At 33.0% G+C, this 16433-nt stretch carries 19 protein-coding genes and 1 pseudogene; 16 read left to right on the top strand and 4 right to left on the bottom strand.

The features are described 5' to 3' along the window. Positions 1-2190, top strand: a pseudogene (locus EBF09_RS06845) (hypothetical protein); the annotation flags it as partial. A gap of 746 nt (positions 2191-2936) precedes the next feature. After that, on the top strand, positions 2937-3509 hold the full coding sequence (locus EBF09_RS06840; RefSeq protein WP_121764386.1) for a hypothetical protein: 573 nt from the start codon (positions 2937-2939) through the stop codon (positions 3507-3509). 22 nt (positions 3510-3531) lie between these two features. Here the strand turns inward: EBF09_RS06840 and EBF09_RS06835 are convergent, their stop codons facing one another. Both EBF09_RS06835 and EBF09_RS06830 read right to left on the bottom strand, forming a co-directional pair. Then, on the bottom strand, positions 3532-4161 hold the full coding sequence (locus EBF09_RS06835) for a LysE/ArgO family amino acid transporter (protein ID WP_121764385.1): 630 nt from the start codon (positions 4159-4161) through the stop codon (positions 3532-3534). Positions 4162-4171: 10 nt separating this feature from the next. Beyond that, entirely contained in the window at positions 4172-4546 is a 375-nt protein-coding gene (locus EBF09_RS06830; RefSeq protein ID WP_121764384.1) for a hypothetical protein, read from the bottom strand. A gap of 110 nt (positions 4547-4656) precedes the next feature. Between EBF09_RS06830 and EBF09_RS06825 the strand changes: the two genes are divergently transcribed. The 5 genes from EBF09_RS06825 to EBF09_RS06805 all read left to right on the top strand — a co-directional run bounded on the left by EBF09_RS06825 (position 4657) and on the right by EBF09_RS06805 (position 8204). Next, positions 4657-5496 (top strand): ATP phosphoribosyltransferase regulatory subunit, encoded by an 840-nt coding sequence (locus tag EBF09_RS06825; RefSeq protein WP_121764383.1) that lies wholly within the window; start codon positions 4657-4659, stop codon positions 5494-5496. 63 nt (positions 5497-5559) lie between these two features. Then, entirely contained in the window at positions 5560-6747 is a 1188-nt protein-coding gene (locus EBF09_RS06820) for an adenylosuccinate synthase (protein ID WP_232817683.1), read from the top strand. Positions 6748-6749: 2 nt separating this feature from the next. Then, positions 6750-7172, top strand: a complete 423-nt coding sequence (locus tag EBF09_RS06815; RefSeq protein ID WP_121764381.1) for a flagellar export protein FliJ — start codon at positions 6750-6752, stop codon at positions 7170-7172. Next, positions 7169-7768, top strand: coding sequence for a MotE family protein (locus tag EBF09_RS06810; protein WP_121764380.1), 600 nt, complete (start codon positions 7169-7171; stop codon positions 7766-7768). Before EBF09_RS06815 ends, EBF09_RS06810 begins: the two co-directional genes overlap by 4 nt. 7 nt (positions 7769-7775) lie before the next feature. Beyond that, positions 7776-8204, top strand: coding sequence for a hypothetical protein (locus tag EBF09_RS06805; RefSeq protein WP_157978181.1), 429 nt, complete (start codon positions 7776-7778; stop codon positions 8202-8204). Between the two features lies 1 nt (position 8205). Here EBF09_RS06805 and EBF09_RS06800 read toward each other — a convergent pair whose 3' ends face one another. Then, positions 8206-9312, bottom strand: coding sequence for a YeiH family protein (locus EBF09_RS06800; RefSeq protein ID WP_121764378.1), 1107 nt, complete (start codon positions 9310-9312; stop codon positions 8206-8208). A gap of 109 nt (positions 9313-9421) precedes the next feature. Between EBF09_RS06800 and EBF09_RS06795 the strand changes: the two genes are divergently transcribed. Next, complete coding sequence (locus EBF09_RS06795; protein ID WP_121764377.1) at positions 9422-10309, top strand: LysR substrate-binding domain-containing protein; 888 nt, start codon at positions 9422-9424, stop codon at positions 10307-10309. Positions 10310-10313: 4 nt separating this feature from the next. Here EBF09_RS06795 and trpS read toward each other — a convergent pair whose 3' ends face one another. After that, the gene (gene trpS, locus EBF09_RS06790; RefSeq protein WP_121764376.1) at positions 10314-11303 is read right to left on the bottom strand and encodes a tryptophan--tRNA ligase; all 990 of its coding nucleotides are present in this window, start codon (positions 11301-11303) and stop codon (positions 10314-10316) included. Positions 11304-11445: 142 nt separating this feature from the next. Here trpS and msrP point away from each other — a divergent pair, with 142 nt between their 5' ends. From msrP to EBF09_RS06750, 8 genes are all read left to right on the top strand, one after another. Further along, positions 11446-12447, top strand: a complete 1002-nt coding sequence (gene msrP, locus EBF09_RS06785; RefSeq protein ID WP_121764375.1) for a protein-methionine-sulfoxide reductase catalytic subunit MsrP — start codon at positions 11446-11448, stop codon at positions 12445-12447. Positions 12448-12457: 10 nt separating this feature from the next. After that, on the top strand, positions 12458-13003 hold the full coding sequence (locus EBF09_RS06780) for a cytochrome b family protein (protein ID WP_157978180.1): 546 nt from the start codon (positions 12458-12460) through the stop codon (positions 13001-13003). Between the two features lie 62 nt (positions 13004-13065). After that, complete coding sequence (secG, locus tag EBF09_RS06775) at positions 13066-13446, top strand: preprotein translocase subunit SecG (protein ID WP_121764373.1); 381 nt, start codon at positions 13066-13068, stop codon at positions 13444-13446. A 17-nt stretch (positions 13447-13463) separates the two neighbouring features. Beyond that, positions 13464-14024: a ribosome recycling factor gene (frr, locus tag EBF09_RS06770; RefSeq protein WP_121764372.1), complete on the top strand. Its 561-nt coding sequence runs from the start codon at positions 13464-13466 to the stop codon at positions 14022-14024. 9 nt (positions 14025-14033) lie between these two features. Next, positions 14034-14642, top strand: a complete 609-nt coding sequence (gene pyrE / locus EBF09_RS06765) for an orotate phosphoribosyltransferase (RefSeq protein WP_121764371.1) — start codon at positions 14034-14036, stop codon at positions 14640-14642. Then, a complete protein-coding gene (locus EBF09_RS06760) occupies positions 14642-15109 on the top strand; it encodes an RDD family protein (RefSeq protein ID WP_121764370.1) in 468 nt (155 codons plus the stop codon). Before pyrE ends, EBF09_RS06760 begins: the two co-directional genes overlap by 1 nt. Before the next feature lie 66 nt (positions 15110-15175). Beyond that, a complete protein-coding gene (locus tag EBF09_RS06755; RefSeq protein WP_121764369.1) occupies positions 15176-15859 on the top strand; it encodes a F0F1 ATP synthase subunit A in 684 nt (227 codons plus the stop codon). After that, positions 15855-16409: a thiamine phosphate synthase gene (locus EBF09_RS06750; RefSeq protein ID WP_121764368.1), complete on the top strand. Its 555-nt coding sequence runs from the start codon at positions 15855-15857 to the stop codon at positions 16407-16409. The genes EBF09_RS06755 and EBF09_RS06750 overlap by 5 nt, the downstream gene beginning before the upstream one ends. Positions 16410-16433: the final 24 nt, after the last annotated feature.

Genomic DNA, 16433 nt, shown 5'->3' with positions numbered 1-16433 from the left:
GATGAAACAACTCTTAATAATTTTAAAAATGCAAATCAACAAGGTAAATTAGCTTCTTTCTCTCCTGTCTTTAAACCCAAAGGAGATATTGTTATCAACACAGGAGGACAGATTAAAGCTAAAGAAGTTTTTTTAGTAGGAAATAAAGTAGAAATCTTAGATAAAGATGTATCTATTAAAGGCAATACAGATTTAGAAGGTGGCAAAGACTATGCAGACTCAATAGATATACAAGGTAAGAATGTCTATATCAATGGAGATACATTAAATGGTAAAAATATTAATATAAATGTAGAAGAAGGGGGAAGCTTTACAACCCATACAGGAGATTATTATAAAAAATATAAAGATGATTTTGCAAATTTAGGCAAATACAATTTTAGTGGAGCGGGGTTAGATAATTTTCAAATGCTAGCACTTATTAGCACAGCAGAGGATTGGAAAGGCTTTGCAGATTCTTGGAATAAATCAGAAAGCTTTAGAAATATAGCATTTGATGAATTTAGATTGACAAATGATATTGATATGCAAGGGGAAGCAGCAGTAGAAGTAGATCCTGTGGGACATACATATGCCTTTAATAAAAACTTTAATGGTATGGGCTATACACTAAGTAATGTGAAGATTAATGCAAATCAAAGATATACAGGATTATTTGGAAGAGTAGAGGGGGATAATTTAAAGATAGGGAATGTTAAAATAGATGGCTTAGAGTTTGATTATAAAGAGGGGTATTTACCTCAAAATATAGGAGGATTTGCAGGGTATATAGAAGGAAAAAATATGGATTTTTCAAATATCTCTTTAAGTGATATAGGAATTATTGAAAGTAAACATTCGGCAGGAGGTTTCGCAGGAGGGATTGACACAACATCGAGTGTATTTTCTAATATTCTTTTAAAAGATTATGAGGGCTTAGAAGGGAATAATATTTTAGGAGGATTTGTAGGATTTTTAGATGCAGATGGTAGTGAATTTTCTAATATTGTTTTATCTTTTGAAAACTTAACAATTTCAAATGATAGTTTTGGGGCTTTTGCAGGTGCATCATTAGGTTTTAAAGATGCAAAATTTAGCAATATTCATATGTATTATGAAAATATTGCTTTTGAAGAAAAAGGAAAAATGACTACTTTCATAGGTGACTATGCTGGAAACTACTTAGATAACACTTCTTTTGACAATGTAAAGTTTTTTACAGATAGCACCAAAGATAGTCATTTTATTGAAGATGTAAATGCAGAAATAAAAATAAGCGAAATTGGAGATAAAGTGGATTCACAATTTGGCAATATAAAATATGAAAATGGAGATTTTGTTTTGGTAAATAACGAAGATAATACTTCCTATCCTACTGAAGAAATCAATATGCCCACAAACAAAGGTGAATTAACAAATGTGCAAGATGATTTATCTAGCAAAGACTTCAGCCAAGAGATTTTAAAACAAATCCTAGGCAATTTAAACTTTGATTTACTAAACGATGATATAGATTCTATTATCCAAACCCTAGACTTCTTAAGATATTTCAATAAAGAGGATATAGGAATACAATCTCTTTTTAGTGAGGATTATACTTTAGCAAACAACAATCAAAGTGATAATCTTTTTAATAGCTTTACAAAGATTAAAGAAGAATTAGAAAAGCTAAGAGATGAAGATTTAAAAAACTATAAAGATTCAGTCAATAATTTTAATGCTAAATATGTACAATATCTAAAAGATAAAGAAGATGGAAACTTTATGAATGAAGAACATCTAAAAGGTGTTGAAAAAGAATTATTGCAAGAACAAAAAGATTTACTTGCTAGACAAGAAGCAATTAATAATCTTTTAAAAGATTTTAAAAAAGCATTAGAACCTATGCAAGAAGAATTTAGTTTAGAAGGTAAAACTCCTATTGCTATGTTTGATAACAACTCTTTAAATTTTACTTTAAAATTACCTAGTGTTAATGAAGGCTGTATAGGAAAATGTGTAAATGGAGGTGCAGGAGATGATCAAACCCTAACCACACCTTTAAAAGACATCAATGCTTCTATGATAAATAAAGAAAAGGTAGTCTTAGTAAAACCAGCTGAAGAAGAAAAAGAAGCTATTGAAGAAGAAGAGGGAACACTCAATAGTAGAACTTGTGTAGTAAGTGAGAATTTTAAAACGAATAATCCTTGTATGGCACAAAGGATTTAAAATTCGTATTGGGGTAAGCATTTAATAGATTTTAAAAATTTTATAGGGTTCGCTAGAGTTTTATCTAGCCTCACCCTAAAAATTTTTAAAAAATTTCTAAAGCCTTACCGCCACTACTAGAATTTATTATTTTAGCTTTTTGTTTTTTTGAAACTTACTAATCTTTAAAAACATTAACCTCTTGAAAAACCCTTTAAAACTCTTCTTCTATGCCGTAACTGCTGGAATTTATTATTTGTCCTTCTTAATTTAAAATGCTTTCTAAGCTTTTTATCTTTATTGCAAAAGAATTCTTGTGGCGTTTTCCAAAGGATTAACTGCTTAAGCAGTGAATAAGAAAAACTGCTTGTCAGTTTTAGGTATCTTACTCTTTTCTAAGAGAAGTGCTTTTAAATAAAGATAATTTAGATTTGCACTGCGTTTTGCCTGTATGCCACGCAAATATGTAATATTTGCCTACAAATAACAATTTAAGTTATTGTTTGCATAAATTTTCATAAGCTACCACTTTATTAGGTGGTTTAGTTTTGCTAAAAAGATTATATGTTACTAAAATATACATTTAAAAATTTTCTAAAAGGCATATATCTTTATCTTTTGAAGGATTTTTGGATTTAAAAAAGTATTTAAAAATATCTATTATTTATTAATAAACTTGACTATTTTGGCTAAAAGTTATAGATTTATAAAGTAAATTCAATAAAGTTAAATAAAATTTTACAATTTTATGCAAAAAGGATTAAATAATGAAAAAGATTGTTTTGGGAACATTGGTAAGTTTTGCATTAAGTGCTACACTTTTTGCAGGAGGGATTGATACAAAGAGCGCAAAGATTGAGTTTGAAGGCTATAAAACTCCTGCTATGGTAGGCACAAAAGGTAGTTTTAAGAGTGCTAAATATACTTTTGGCAAAGATGCTTCTAGTTTAAAAGGGCAATTAGAAGGTGCTAAGGCGGTGATTTCTCCAAAAGAAGTGGATATGGGAGAAAATAATGAGATTATTACAACAAACATTATTGAAACTTTCTTTAAAACTTTAAATGATAAAGGTGATATTAAAGTAATGTTTAAAAATGTCGTAGAGGGCGATAATAAGGGTGTGATTTCAGCTAAAATCACAATCAATAAGCAAAGCACAACAATCCCACTTATTTATACAATTGAAGGGGATAAATTTGTCGCTAAAGGACAGCTTGATTTGCACCATTTTAGTAATAGTGTAAAAGCACTTAAAGCACTAAGCGATGTAGCTCCTGGACATCAAAATATTAGTTGGTCGGTTGTAGATATTACCTTTAGTGCAAATATGCAAAAATAGCTTTTATCCCTTTTTGGGATAGCTAGAAATATAATTTAATCTCCTCTAATACAAAAATAAAAAGCCCATAAGCAATAAAAAACATAACCCCCGCACTCAAAAGATTTACTATTACCCAGCTTAGAGGCTTTTTAAAAAACTCACTTGCTTTAAAAGAAGCAAAGCCTAAGCATAAAAACCAAGCACAAGAAGCACTAATAATCCCCAAAGAAAAAAAGGCTTTTTCGCTAAAATCATAACGCAAAGAGTTTGCACCTAATATTACAATAGTATCTAAATATACATGGGGATTAATAAGAGTGATGGTTAGAGTTTGCAGAAGTGTTTTTTTTAAAGAGTGCTTTTTGTCTGCAAAACTTAGATTGAAGCTTTTAGCTTCAAAGGCAGATTTTAAGGAAAAAAGCCCATAAGAAAATACAAATAATGCCCCTATAACGCCAAGTAAAATCATAAAAATTTTATTTTTAGAGATGAGTTCTCCCACACCAAAAATCCCTAAATTTACCAAGATAATATCACAAGCAATGCAACAAAGACATACCCATAAAATGTGGTTTTTCATAATGCCCTGTTTTAAGACAAAGATATTTTGAGCGCCAATCCCTGCAAAAAGTGAAAAAGCTAGTAAGAATCCTGTAATTGCAATATCCATTTTACTTTCTTTACTTTTTTAGTCCTGCAAGAAGTAAAGCTAGAAATGAATCGCTATCGTTTGGATTTATTTCTTTGTTTTGCAAGTTTTGTAACTCTTCTAAAATCTCCACATCTTTAGTGTCTTGAGATTTTAAAAGACTAATAATTGCCTCTTTGCTGAGATTAAACTCTTTTTGTAACCACTCACTATGTGAGAGAAAAAGGGAGCTAAAAGCACTATTTGAAGTAGGGGGAATGTAGCTTTCAAGATCGCCTATGGGTTTTTTAGGAGGTGGATTTTTAATGGCGGTGTTTTGTGAATTTTCGTCTTTAGTAGGATTTTTAGGCTTTGTTTGGGTTGGATGATTTTCTTTATAAGCTTGTGTGTCAATCTTAAATGCCATTTTTGCTCCTTTGCTAAGGTAAAAGTCCAAATGCTTTTTATGATTTTACATCATAGAGGATTATATTATGCTATAATGCTAACTTTTGATAGAAAAATAAGGGATAAAGCGTGATTTTAAGTCATGAAATACCAAAGGGCTCTAAGCTATATTTTGGTAAAGAAGCAAGAAAGAAAAGAGAGCTAGAAAATCTTATAAGTGATCTTTTGTATCAAGAGGGTTATGAGGAGATAAGCACTCCTAGCTTTGCATATTTAGAACATCAAAGAGATACAACAAGCAGAGAAGTTGTTAGGATTGTTAATCAATACAATCAGCAAATCACCTTAAGGCATGATTCTACCATTGATACTTTGCGACTTTTAAGTCCGCATATTAAGGAGCAAAGAGTTGGTAAGAAGTGGTTTTATATGCAACCAGTTTTTACCTATCCGACGACAGAAATCAATCAAATAGGGGTAGAGAATTTTGAAAATGATTGTGTTTTGCCTCATATTAAGTTGTGTTTGGAGTTTTTAAAAAAGTTAGCCCTTTTTCCACTTTTGCAAATCTCTAATGCAAAAATACCTAAGCTTTGCACGCAAGAATTTAATGTAGCTTTAGAGGATTTTGAAAAAATTAATCTAGCCAAGATTCAAGATGCACATCCTTTTTTAAAGGCTTTAATGGGGGTGCAAAATTTGCAAAATTTACAAGCTTTATTGAAAGAGGCTCCTAGTTCCTTAAAAGAGGAATTAAAAGAGCTTTTAGAGCTTGCAAAAAGCTTAGAATATGAAAAATTAATCTTAGCACCCCTTTTTTATGCGCCTATGCCTTATTATGATGGAATGCTTTTTAGGTTTTTTATGTATAATAAAACAGTTATTTTAGGCGGTAGTTATAAAATCAATGATGAAAAAGCTTGTGGCTTTGGAATCTATACCGATCATTTATTAAGTATAAAGGAGTAAAACTTGCAGACAAAAGCAGATTTGATTGTAGGAATTCAATGGGGAGATGAGGGTAAAGGTAAAATGGTAGATTTACTAGCCCAAAATTATGATTATGTTGTGCGTTATCAAGGGGGGCATAATGCAGGGCATACTATTGTGGTAGAGGGCAAAAAGTATGCTTTGCACTTAATTCCATCGGGTATTCTTTATCCAAAATGTAAAAATGTTATCGGCAATGGCGTTGTGATTAATCCAGAAGCTTTAATTGAGGAAATGAAGCAATTTAGCAATTTGGAGGGGAGATTATTTATCAGCGAAAAGGCACATTTGATTTTGCCTTACCATGAGATTTTGGATAAATTAAAAGAGCAAAATTCACAAAAAGCTATAGGAACAACAGGAAAAGGTATAGGACCTGCCTATACAGATAAAGCTTCAAGAGCAGGTTTTAGAATGGTAGAGTTAAAAGATACTAAGACTTTAAGTGCAAAAATTTTAGAACACATTAAAGATGCAAGATTAGATCTTTTTGGTATTACAAATGAGAGCTTGCATAATTTAGAGCAAAAATTAGAAGAATATGCAAAAATCCTTACACCCTTTTTGGCAAATACTACTTCTATGCTATGGAAAGCGATGGATGAGGGTAAAAAAATCTTATGCGAGGGCGCACAAGGGAGTATGTTAGATATAGATCATGGGACATATCCTTTTGTAACAAGCTCTACAACAACCGCTTCAGGTGCATGCAGTGGGACAGGGATTTCTCCTAGAGAATTAGGCGATGTAGTAGGTATCACTAAAGCTTATTGCACAAGAGTAGGAAATGGGCCTTTTCCAACAGAGGATTTAGGTGAAATCGGAGAGCTTTTAAGAGAAAAAGGCGGAGAGTTTGGCGTAACCACAGGAAGAGCTAGAAGATGTGGGTGGCTAGATGCAGTAGCTGTAAAATATGCTTGTAGGCTAAATGGTGTAAATGCGCTTGCTATGATGAAGCTTGATGTCTTAGATGGTTTTGAGGAAGTCAAAGTCTGTGTGGCTTATGAAAATCAAAAAGGCGAGGTTTTAGAAACTTTCCCAAGTTGTATTGAGGGGATTAAGCCTATTTATAAGACTTTTAAAGGCTGGGATAAGAGTGCAAATATTAGAAATTTTACAGATTTGCCCAAGAGCGCACAAGAATATATTTTGGAGCTTGAGAAGTTTATCGGTGTGAAAATTTCTATGATTTCTACAAGCCCAGATAGAATGGATACGATTTTTCGCTAAGAATGAAGACGAAATTCACACAGCTTGTAGTGCTAAATAAACGCAAGGTAGAAGAAGCAGAAAGGGAGCTTCAAAAAAATGCAAAGGATATTGAAGTAAAGCAAAGTGAAATTGATGCTTTGGTGCGGGAGTTTGCTACCTTGCAAGAGCCAAGAAGTGGGATTTATCAAGAGTTTTTAACCTTTTGTCATCATAAAGAAGAATATAGAAATTGTATTGATGATAAAATGAGAGAATTAGCCTTTTTAAAACAAACACGAAAAAAGCTTCAAGAAGCTTTTAAATTTGCAAATATTGAGTATGAAAAAGCAAAATATTTAGAGGAACTAGAGATTAAAAAAATGCTAGAAACATCTAAAAGGCTTGAGGGGAAAAATCTTGATGAAATTTCAGTAATGCTTTATGCAAACAAGGGGCTATCATGAGAATTTTAATTTTAATGTTTTTTTGTGCGGTATTCAGTTTTAGTGCAGAAACAATAGATTGCAATATTATTTTTGAGCAAAGAAAAGGAGAGATTTTAAAAGAGCTTGACAAGATTAACGAGCAACAACAAGCTTTGCAAGCATTGCAAAATGCGACACAAAATATCTTAGAGCAAAAAGAAGCGGAGCTTAAAAAGCGTGAAGAAAAAGTCGCTAAAATAGAGCAAGATATTAAAGCCACCGAAGAAAAAATCAACAAAATGCTTAAAAAAAATGAAGAGATTTTAAAGCAAATTCAAAACGCTACCAAGACCAAAGTAGGGGAAGCCTATACAAGTATGAAAGATTCAAAATCGGCTGCGATTTTAGAAAATTTACCAGAAGGAGAAGCAGCAAATATTCTTTTTGGGTTAGATACAAAAGTGGCAAGTAAGATTTTAGCTAAGATGAATCCACAAAAAGCCGCAACTCTTACACAACTCATTGTCAAAGGGCCTCCTTTTACGCAAGAAGAAGCTAAACAAGAGCAAAAACTGCAAACACCAAAAGAGGCGGATACCGCCACGTCACAAGCTTCTGCTAATGATACTTTGTAGAAAAACAATGTTTGAAGCTACAATAAATGCGTGCAAAAAAGAGGGCATTAGCCTAAGTGAAGCACTTATAAAATTGCTAAAAGATGAGGGGATTAGTGCAAATTATGCGGAATTTTCCCTAGAAGATGAGGGGATTTACTTTATTTTACCTAATGGAGACAAGATTAAGGTTTTATTCTATCAAGCAAAGATAAAAGAGAGCGTGTTTAAAAGTAAAGGAGATCCTTTGGTGCATCTTTTTGCCTGTAAAGAGGTAAGAGAAAATATCACAAATGAGGAGTTTAGGGCAATTATTACAAAAGAATTAAAGTTTTTTTTAGGAGTGTATTCTCATAGAGTGCAAACAAAGTTTTTTTATAGCAAGCCTTTAGAGATTTGCAAAGAATGCAAACAAAAGCTTTTAGGCAATAGCCTAAAAGAGTTTATGGAGAGCTAAACTACCACAATAACCCTCTAAAAAGAAGTGTCAAAAAATACCCAGCAATTATTAAAATAAAACATAGGCTAAGCGCTAAACCAAATGCCTTACCCCCTGTTTTTATAAACTTTTTAAAATCAATTTGTAAGCCAAGTGCAGCCATGGCAAATACGATACAAATAGAGCAAAGTAGCTTTCCAAATTCTAGTAAAGATTCTATGCTAATGCCTAAGATAATTGCTTCTTTATGTTCGGACAAAAAGGTATTTAAAACAATCACTCCTAAAAACATAAAGGCAAAATAAGGGACTTGGATTTGCTTTTTTGTGTGGGCTTGTGTAGAGCTTAGAGCATTGCTTTTAGCCACATAATAAGAAACAATAAGCAAAAAAGGCACAAGCATAATCACGCGCATCATCTTTAAAATCACAGCTGCGTTGGCTGCACTTTGAGAAAAGTTAGTAGGGGACATATCTTTTGCCATTTGTGCAGCACCTGCGACATTTGCCACTTCATGCAAGGTAGCACCCATATAAATCCCCATACCGCTTCCATTTAGATTTGGGATTAATCCAGCACTAAAGGCTATTGGATATAAGAACATACAAATTAACCCAAAAATTACCACCGTGCCTACGGCAACGACCCCTTTAAAAGTATCTGATTTTAAAACAGATTCTAGGGCTAAAACAGCAGCAGCACCACATATCGCACTACCTGCTCCTACTAGCATAGAAGTTTCTTTATCTAGTTTAAAAACTTTAACTCCTAAAATAAGTGCACTAAAAAAGATAAGACAGATAATAATAACAGCAAGTAAAACGCCATAGATTCCAATATTTGCAAGTTCGCTAAAGGTTACATTAAACCCATAGAGAATAATCCCAAGCCTTAAAAGCTTTTTAGCACTTAGTTGCACTCCTGCTTGCAGTGTGTGCTGGTATCTAAAAAACCAAGGCGATAAAACAGCGCCTATTAAAATAGCAAAGGCAGTAGCTGCTAGATGTGTGCTTTCATAAATGGTTTTAGAATTTGCAAGCAAAAAAGCAGCAATTACAATGCAGGATACAAATGCTAAACCTTTTAAATTAGAAAGAATAAATAATTTAAATGCGTGAAGTTTCATTGTGAAATCCTAAAAATTTTTTTATGATTATATAGGATTTGCTTTAATTAAAAAAATATATTTATTTTATTAAAATGATTAGAAAAATAAATTTATAGGGGAAAAAGTTATGAAAATAAGGGATTTGGAAATTTTTTTGGATTTATTGAAGAGCAAAAGCCCTACAATCACTGCACAAAACTTTAAAATCACACAACCTAATGTTTCTGTGATTATTAAAAATATTGAAAATATGATAGGAACTCCTTTGTTTGAACGCTTAGGCAAAAAGTTAATGCCAACTTCTAAAGCTTTATTTTTAGGGGGTATGTGGCTTGAAGTGGTGCAAAGCTATTATAAGAGTTTGGAGGTGCTTTTAGAAGATGATATGTGTTTAGGAGAGCTTAAAGTAGCTTCTACACACACAATAGGCGAATATTTTTTGCCTAGAATCCTTTTTGATTTTGCTAAAAAATATCCTAAAGTAAAGATTAATGCACAAATTTATAATACACAAGAATGTTTGAAGCTTTTAAAAATGGGGAATGTGGATTTAGCGATTGTTGAAGGAGAGATTAGCAAAGAACAGGCAAAAAGTGAAGGTTTTAGGCGTGAAGTCTTATGCAAAGATGAGCTAGTAGTGGCAACGAGTGATTTTATTTTAGCTTCACGCGAACATTATATTGATGAGCTTTTGGATAAAGCGTGGGTTTTTAGAGAATATGGTTCAGGGCTTAGGGAGCAATTCTTGCGAGAGCTTGGGAATATTGGTAGGGAGATTCCTATTTTTTTAGAGCTAGATAGGATTAGTGCGATTAAGGACTTAGTAATCTCTCGTGGAGCCTTGGCGGTTTTTTCTAAAATGGCGATTAAAAAGGAGATTGAAGAGGGGGTGCTTTTCCCTCTAAAAATAGTAAATTTAAATTTAGAACGCGAATTTTTGGCGCTTGTTAGAAAAAGTCAAATTCCAAATGGAGCTTTGGAGCGTTTTAGGGAATTTTTGGAAGCTTTAGTATAGGAGGCTAGATTAGCCCCATTTTTTCTTTTGCTTCTTTATAGGTTACTTGTGCAATGCTTCTTGCATGATCTGCCCCCTCTTTTAGAATTTTTTGCAAATAATCTTTTTCATTTGTGAGTTTTAGATAAGTTTCGCGGATAGGCTTTAAGCCTTCAATCACAGCTTCAGCAACCTTTGCTTTTAGTTCTCCATAGCCCTTACCTGCAAAATCATTTTCAATTTTTTCTTTACTTTCTTTAGTAAAGCATTGATAAATAGTAAGAAGATTATAAACCCCCGCTCTTTCTTTGTCAAACGCAATAATTCCCTCACTGTCAGTGGTGGCTTTTTTGAATTTTTTCATAATCGTATCGCTATCATCTAGTAGGGCGATTAGGTGGTTTGGCTTATCCCCAGAACTTTTACTCATTTTTTTAGTGGGATCATCTAGTCCCATGATTCTTGCACCTTCGCTTTGAATAAGTGGTTCTGGCACGATAAAAAGCTCCCCATAATCACGATTGAACTTAATGGCAGTATCGCGTGCTAATTCAATGTGTTGTTTTTGATCCTCGCCCACAGGCACAAGATTGCTTTTATAAAGTAAAATATCTGCACTCATTAAATTAGGATAGTTAAACAATCCTGCGAAGATATTTTTAGGATTTTTTTGGCTTTTGTCTTTAAATTGCGTCATACGGCTTAAATCTCCCATAGGGGTGATACAGGTTAAAAGCCATGCAAGTGAAGTGTGCTCTTGCACTTCTGATTGGATAAAAAGTGTGGATTTTTTAGGATCTATCCCACAAGCTAGTAGCATTGCACAAAGCTCATAGGTTTTCTCTTTTAGAATTTTTGGATCTTGAGGGATTGTGATTGCATGGGAATTTACCACGCAAAAAATGTTTTCATATAAATCTTGTCGTTCCACCCAGTTTTTTACAGCACCAAGATAGTTTCCTAGATGAATGTTGCCTGTGGGCTGTATGCCTGAAAATACTCTTAATTGTTCCATTGTTTTGCCTTAGAAATTAAATGAATTTTTTAGAGATTATAACTAAATTTTATTGAAACAAAACGCAAAAATAAAATGGTTACTTGATGGTTTAGAAAATTTTTGTATCATTTATGATTAATTTTCAAACAAGAAGTCAAAAATGAAAACATTTTTTTATAAAAAAGCAACAAAAGATGAGTTATCCAAAATAACAAGTGAAAATCTTTTTAATAAAAGACGTGAATTTTTAAAATTAGGCGCTGGAAGTATGGCTGTTCTTTTAGGTTTAGAGGAGCTTTTGGCTAAAACTTCTAGTTTTAACAATGTGCTAAACCCTCTAAATTATGAGCCTTTTAGCAAAGCAGAAGCATTGAAAATCAATGGAGAGATTTTAAGCCCTACGCTAGAAGAGATTGCTACAAGCTATAATAATTTCTATGAATTTGGCTATTCTAAAAGTGATCCTAAGGAGAATTCTAAAGATTTCAAAAGCACTCCTTGGAGTATAGAAGTAACAGGGGAAGTAGAAAAGCCTTTTAGCATAGATTTGCAAGATTTGATTTCTAAAATGCATTTAAAAGAACGTGTGTATCGCTTTAGATGTGTGGAAGCGTGGAGTATGGTTATCCCTTGGATTGGGTTTGAATTAAGAGAATTTATTGAGTTTGCAAAGGTGAAAGAAAGTGCAAAATACATAAAATTTAGCACAAAATACGATCCTAGTATGTTTCCTATGCAAGGAAGTGTGCTTGGTGTGAGTAAAAGCTTTTTGCCTTTTCCTTATGAAGAAGCCCTAAGGATAGATGAAGCACAAATTCCTTTAGTGCTTTTAGCGGTGGGAATGTATGGTAAGCTTCTAACTCCGCAAAATGGAGCACCTATTAGGCTTGTTGTGCCTTGGAAATATGGCTATAAAATGATAAAATCTATTGATAAAATTGAGTTTTTAAGCTCACAACCCCTTAGCACTTGGGAAGCACAAAATCCAAAAGAATATGGCTTTTATGGCAATGTAGATCCTAGTGTATCTCACCCTAGATGGTCGCAAAGTAGTGAAAGAGTGATTGGACAAAGAGGGCGTGTTAGGACACTTTATTTAAATGGCTATGCCAAAGAAGTGGAACATCTTTATGCAGGGCTTGATAGAAAAAAACTCTATTAAAGGTTTGAATTTGACAATTAAAAAATGGATTGAAATTGTTTTAATATTTGGAATCTTTTATCTTTCTTGGCAGATTGTTTTAAAGCTAGAATCGCAAAATGCTCTTTTAATAGATCCATTGGCTAGTTTGTATCAATATAGTGGCTGGATAGGATTTGCATTTATTGTGGGTTCTTTGGTGGTATTTGCTCCTTTTAAAAAGAGTTTTGGGATTTTAGGTTTTATTGGTATTTTGGTGCATTTTTTGATTTTTTTATATTTGGATTTTAATTTTGATTTTACTCTTATTTTAGAGGAACTTAGGAGTAAAGCTTATCTCTATTTTGGGATTTTTAGTTTTTTGTTGTTGTGTGTTTGTATGGGGGCTACATTTTTTGGGGTTTTTAGATTTTATTATCTAGTTTATGGAGCGATTTTTTTAGCAATTTTGCATATTTTACTCATTCAAAAAGTTCTAAGTTTTAAGATGATTTGTGTTTTAGGAGTTGTGGGTGTATTGCTTTTATATAAGGTTTTTAGGGCTTTTAAAAAGAGATTCTTTAAAGTTGTGCATTAATTTTAGACTTCTATTATAAAATTTTTGCTAAAATGGCAAGAATTTTTTTTAGAAGGTTATTGATGATTAGCGTTTTATTGGTGTTACAATTTGTTTTGGCAATAATTATTACCATTGTGGTTTTATTGCAAAAAAGTTCTAGCATTGGACTGGGTGCTTATAGTGGGAGCAATGAAAGTTTGTTTGGAGCAAAAGGGCCTGCGGGGTTTTTAGCAAAGCTTACTTTTGTTTTGGGGGTTTTGTTTGTAGTGAATACAATAGCTTTGGGCTATCTCTATACAAAAGATTCTAAAAGCTCTATTGTGGATAATATGGTTGTGCCTAGCACACAAGCACCTAATGCACCGAGCGTGCCAAATGTTCCTGTGGCTAATGAGGGGAATGCTACTAGCGCGGCACCTATTGCCCCAGATGTAGCTCCACAAAATCCATCACAAAATTAATTTTTAAGGAAAATATAATGAGTTTGCAAGAGATTTATACACATACTCAAGATACAATGAATAAAAGCATTGAAGCAATGAAAAAAGAGTTTGGGACACTTAGGAGCGGTAAAGTTTCTATAAGCATTTTAGATCATATTAAAATAGATTATTATGATACTCCAACTCCCCTTAATCAAGTGGGTTCAGTAATTGCACAAGATGCAAGCACAATAGTGGTTACCCCATGGGAGAAAAATTTGCTAAAAGATATTGAAAGAGCTATCCAAGAAGCAAATATCGGAGTAAATCCTAATAATGATGGCGAAACTATTAAGCTATTCTTCCCCCCTATGACAAGTGAGCAAAGAAAAGAAATCGCAAAAGAGGCTAAAAATATTGGAGAGAGGGCAAAAGTAGCTATTAGAAATATTAGAAAAGATTCTAATGATAAAGTGAAAAAATTAGAAAAAGATAAAGCAATTAGCGAAGATGAATCTAAAAAAGGTCAAGATGAAATCCAAAAATTTACCGATAATGCAGTAAAGAAGATTGATGAGCTTGTAAAACACAAAGAAGAAGAATTGCTAAAAATTTAAGGGGAATTTATGGATATTGCAAAAGTTTATAAAGATGCTAATGCGCTTTTAGAAGGGCATTTTTTGTTAAGTAGTGGTAAGCACTCTCCTTTTTATTTGCAATCTGCAAAAGTTTTAGAAAATCCACAAATTGCGGAAGTTTTAGCCAAAGAACTTGCAAAGATTATACAAAAAAGTGGGATAAAAATAGATTGTGTTTGCTCTCCTGCACTTGGTGGAATCTTAGCAGGATATGAGCTAGCACGCGCACTTAATGTGCGTTTTATTTTCACAGAGCGTGTGAATGGAGAAATGTGTTTAAGACGCGGATTTGAGGTTAAAAAGGGTGAGAAAATCCTAGTATGTGAAGATATTATTACCACAGGGGGTTCAGCACTAGAGAGTGCTAAAGAAGTAAGAGAGCTTGGTGCAGAAGTGGTAGCCTATGCAGCTTTAGCAAATAGGGGTATTTGCACCCGTTATGAAGGAGAGAAGGGAAGTGGAGAGGGTTGTAAATTAGAATCTAATTTGCCATTTTTTGCTTTGGGCGATTTTGTGTTTGAAACTTATGAGCCAGAGGAGTGTCCGCTTTGCAAACAAGGGAGTAAGGCTTATAAGCCAGGAAGTCGTGGCAACTAATGCAAACTCTTAGGTGGAGGGAGTTAAAAAACTCTAAAACTCCCAAAAATACAACACCAACAGAAGATAAAAAACTTGCTACTTTTATTGAAAGAGGGAAAGCACAAGTAATTGATACTTTTATGATATACCTTCCACTTTTATATTTTATGACTTATGTGGTTGTGGGGAGTGCGAAGGGTTTTAGGGATTCCCCATGGGCGCCTTTTGTAGCAGTTTTAATCTATGCACTTATTGCTTCCTTACTTTTGGCTTATAAAGGGCAAACTCCTGGAAAAAAAGCTTATGATTTGTGGGTTGTAAGAGAAGATGGTAAAAAAGTAACTTTTCTTTTTGCTTTTTGTAGGTTTATTGTTTTTTGTCTTTCAGGAATGTGTCTTATAGGGATTTTAATGCCTTTATGGAGAAAAGACAGAAAAGCATTGCATGATTTTTTGTTAAAAACTTCTGTAATTAAAAAAGGTTAATTTTTAATTAAAAGTTTTTAGGGCATAATGCCTATAATTTTTCACTATTGTTTGGAGATATGAATTATGGATGGTAGATTATTTACATTTTTTGGGCTAATAAGCCACGATCATGACTTTATTATTGCAAGTCATACGATTTTGATTGCAATTATTGCACTAGTTTTAGCAAAACTTGCTACTTCAAAAATGCAAGTTGTTCCGGGTGCTATTCAAAATGTTTTTGAAACATTTTTAGGTGGCGTTATTTTTATGGCAAAAGATGTGATTGGAGAAGAAAAGGCTAGAAAATATTTGCCTTTAACTGCGAGTTTAGCTTTCTTTGTGTTTTTAGCAAATTTTATCGGTATTATTCCAGGGTTTGAAGCGCCTTCTTCTAGTCTTAGCTTTACTCTAACTTTAGCGGCTTTGGTGTTTGTTTATTATAATTTTGAAGGAATTAGAACTTTTGGTGTTGGAAAGTATTTGGCGCATTTTGCAGGTCCTGTGAAAGCATTAGCACCTTTGATGTTTCCTATTGAGATTATTTCACATTGTTCAAGATTAGTTTCTCTTTCTTTCCGTCTTTTTGGAAATATTAAGGGAGATGATATGTTCTTGCTTGTAATGTTGATGTTGGCTCCTTGGGTTGCACCTTTACCGGCATTTTTAATCCTAACTTTTATGGCATTTTTACAAGCATTTATTTTTATGATTTTAACTTATGTGTTCTTAGCAGGTGCTGTGCTAGAAAGCGAAGAGGCTCATTAAAACCTATCTCATTAGCGATCCAAATTTATACCCCAAAGAACCAAAGGAGTTTTACTCCTTTTATAATAGGATTTTAGATACTAAAAAAGTAGATTTTGCTTGTTATCGTGATAAAAGTGGGCAGTATGATCCAAAACTTCTTGAAATTTTTTTAAAACTTAATGAAAATTATAAAATTCCTTCTCTTATAAATAGTGATTATGATTTAGCGCTTAAATTTTGTTTTGCTGGATTGCATTGTAATTCTATGCAAATGGATTTAATAGAAAAATCTAGAAAAAAAAATCTTATAACTTTTTTTAGCGCCCATAGTGAAAAAGAGGTACAAGAAGCATATAAAAAGGGAGCAAACGCTATTGCACTTAGCCCTATTTTTCATTCTCCAAATAAGGGAGAGCCTTTAGGAATAGGAGATCTAGAAAGGATTGTGAAAAATAATCCAAATATTAATATCATAGCTTTAGGGGGTATTGTGAGTATAGAGCAGATACAAAAAATCTCACATATCCCCCTTTTTGCTTTTGCTTCTATTAGATATTTTATTTCTTAGAGTTTTGAAATTTGAAATAAAGTA

It is taken from the genome of Helicobacter burdigaliensis, from assembly GCF_003670295.1.
GTDB lineage: Bacteria > Campylobacterota > Campylobacteria > Campylobacterales > Helicobacteraceae > Helicobacter_D > Helicobacter_D burdigaliensis.
This window is presented reverse-complemented; position numbering and strand designations above follow the sequence as displayed.

What these genes read in the sequence shown, in the direction of transcription:
- EBF09_RS06815 (WP_121764381.1), top strand. Translation starts at nt 6,750, where the DNA reads ATGAAGACGAAATTCACACAGCTTGTAGTGCTAAATAAACGCAAGGTA.
- EBF09_RS06805 (WP_157978181.1), top strand. Translation starts at nt 7,776, where the DNA reads ATGTTTGAAGCTACAATAAATGCGTGCAAAAAAGAGGGCATTAGCCTA.
- EBF09_RS06795 (WP_121764377.1), top strand. Translation starts at nt 9,422, where the DNA reads ATGAAAATAAGGGATTTGGAAATTTTTTTGGATTTATTGAAGAGCAAA.
- pyrE (WP_121764371.1), top strand. Translation starts at nt 14,034, where the DNA reads ATGGATATTGCAAAAGTTTATAAAGATGCTAATGCGCTTTTAGAAGGG.
- EBF09_RS06820 (WP_232817683.1), top strand. Translation starts at nt 5,560, where the DNA reads ATGGTAGATTTACTAGCCCAAAATTATGATTATGTTGTGCGTTATCAA.
- EBF09_RS06840 (WP_121764386.1), top strand. Translation starts at nt 2,937, where the DNA reads ATGAAAAAGATTGTTTTGGGAACATTGGTAAGTTTTGCATTAAGTGCT.
- msrP (WP_121764375.1), top strand. Translation starts at nt 11,446, where the DNA reads ATGAAAACATTTTTTTATAAAAAAGCAACAAAAGATGAGTTATCCAAA.
- EBF09_RS06835 (WP_121764385.1), bottom strand. Translation starts at nt 4,161, where the DNA reads ATGGATATTGCAATTACAGGATTCTTACTAGCTTTTTCACTTTTTGCA.
- EBF09_RS06760 (WP_121764370.1), top strand. Translation starts at nt 14,642, where the DNA reads ATGCAAACTCTTAGGTGGAGGGAGTTAAAAAACTCTAAAACTCCCAAA.
- trpS (WP_121764376.1), bottom strand. Translation starts at nt 11,303, where the DNA reads ATGGAACAATTAAGAGTATTTTCAGGCATACAGCCCACAGGCAACATT.
- EBF09_RS06830 (WP_121764384.1), bottom strand. Translation starts at nt 4,546, where the DNA reads ATGGCATTTAAGATTGACACACAAGCTTATAAAGAAAATCATCCAACC.
- secG (WP_121764373.1), top strand. Translation starts at nt 13,066, where the DNA reads ATGATTAGCGTTTTATTGGTGTTACAATTTGTTTTGGCAATAATTATT.
- EBF09_RS06810 (WP_121764380.1), top strand. Translation starts at nt 7,169, where the DNA reads ATGAGAATTTTAATTTTAATGTTTTTTTGTGCGGTATTCAGTTTTAGT.
- EBF09_RS06800 (WP_121764378.1), bottom strand. Translation starts at nt 9,312, where the DNA reads ATGAAACTTCACGCATTTAAATTATTTATTCTTTCTAATTTAAAAGGT.
- frr (WP_121764372.1), top strand. Translation starts at nt 13,464, where the DNA reads ATGAGTTTGCAAGAGATTTATACACATACTCAAGATACAATGAATAAA.
- EBF09_RS06755 (WP_121764369.1), top strand. Translation starts at nt 15,176, where the DNA reads ATGGATGGTAGATTATTTACATTTTTTGGGCTAATAAGCCACGATCAT.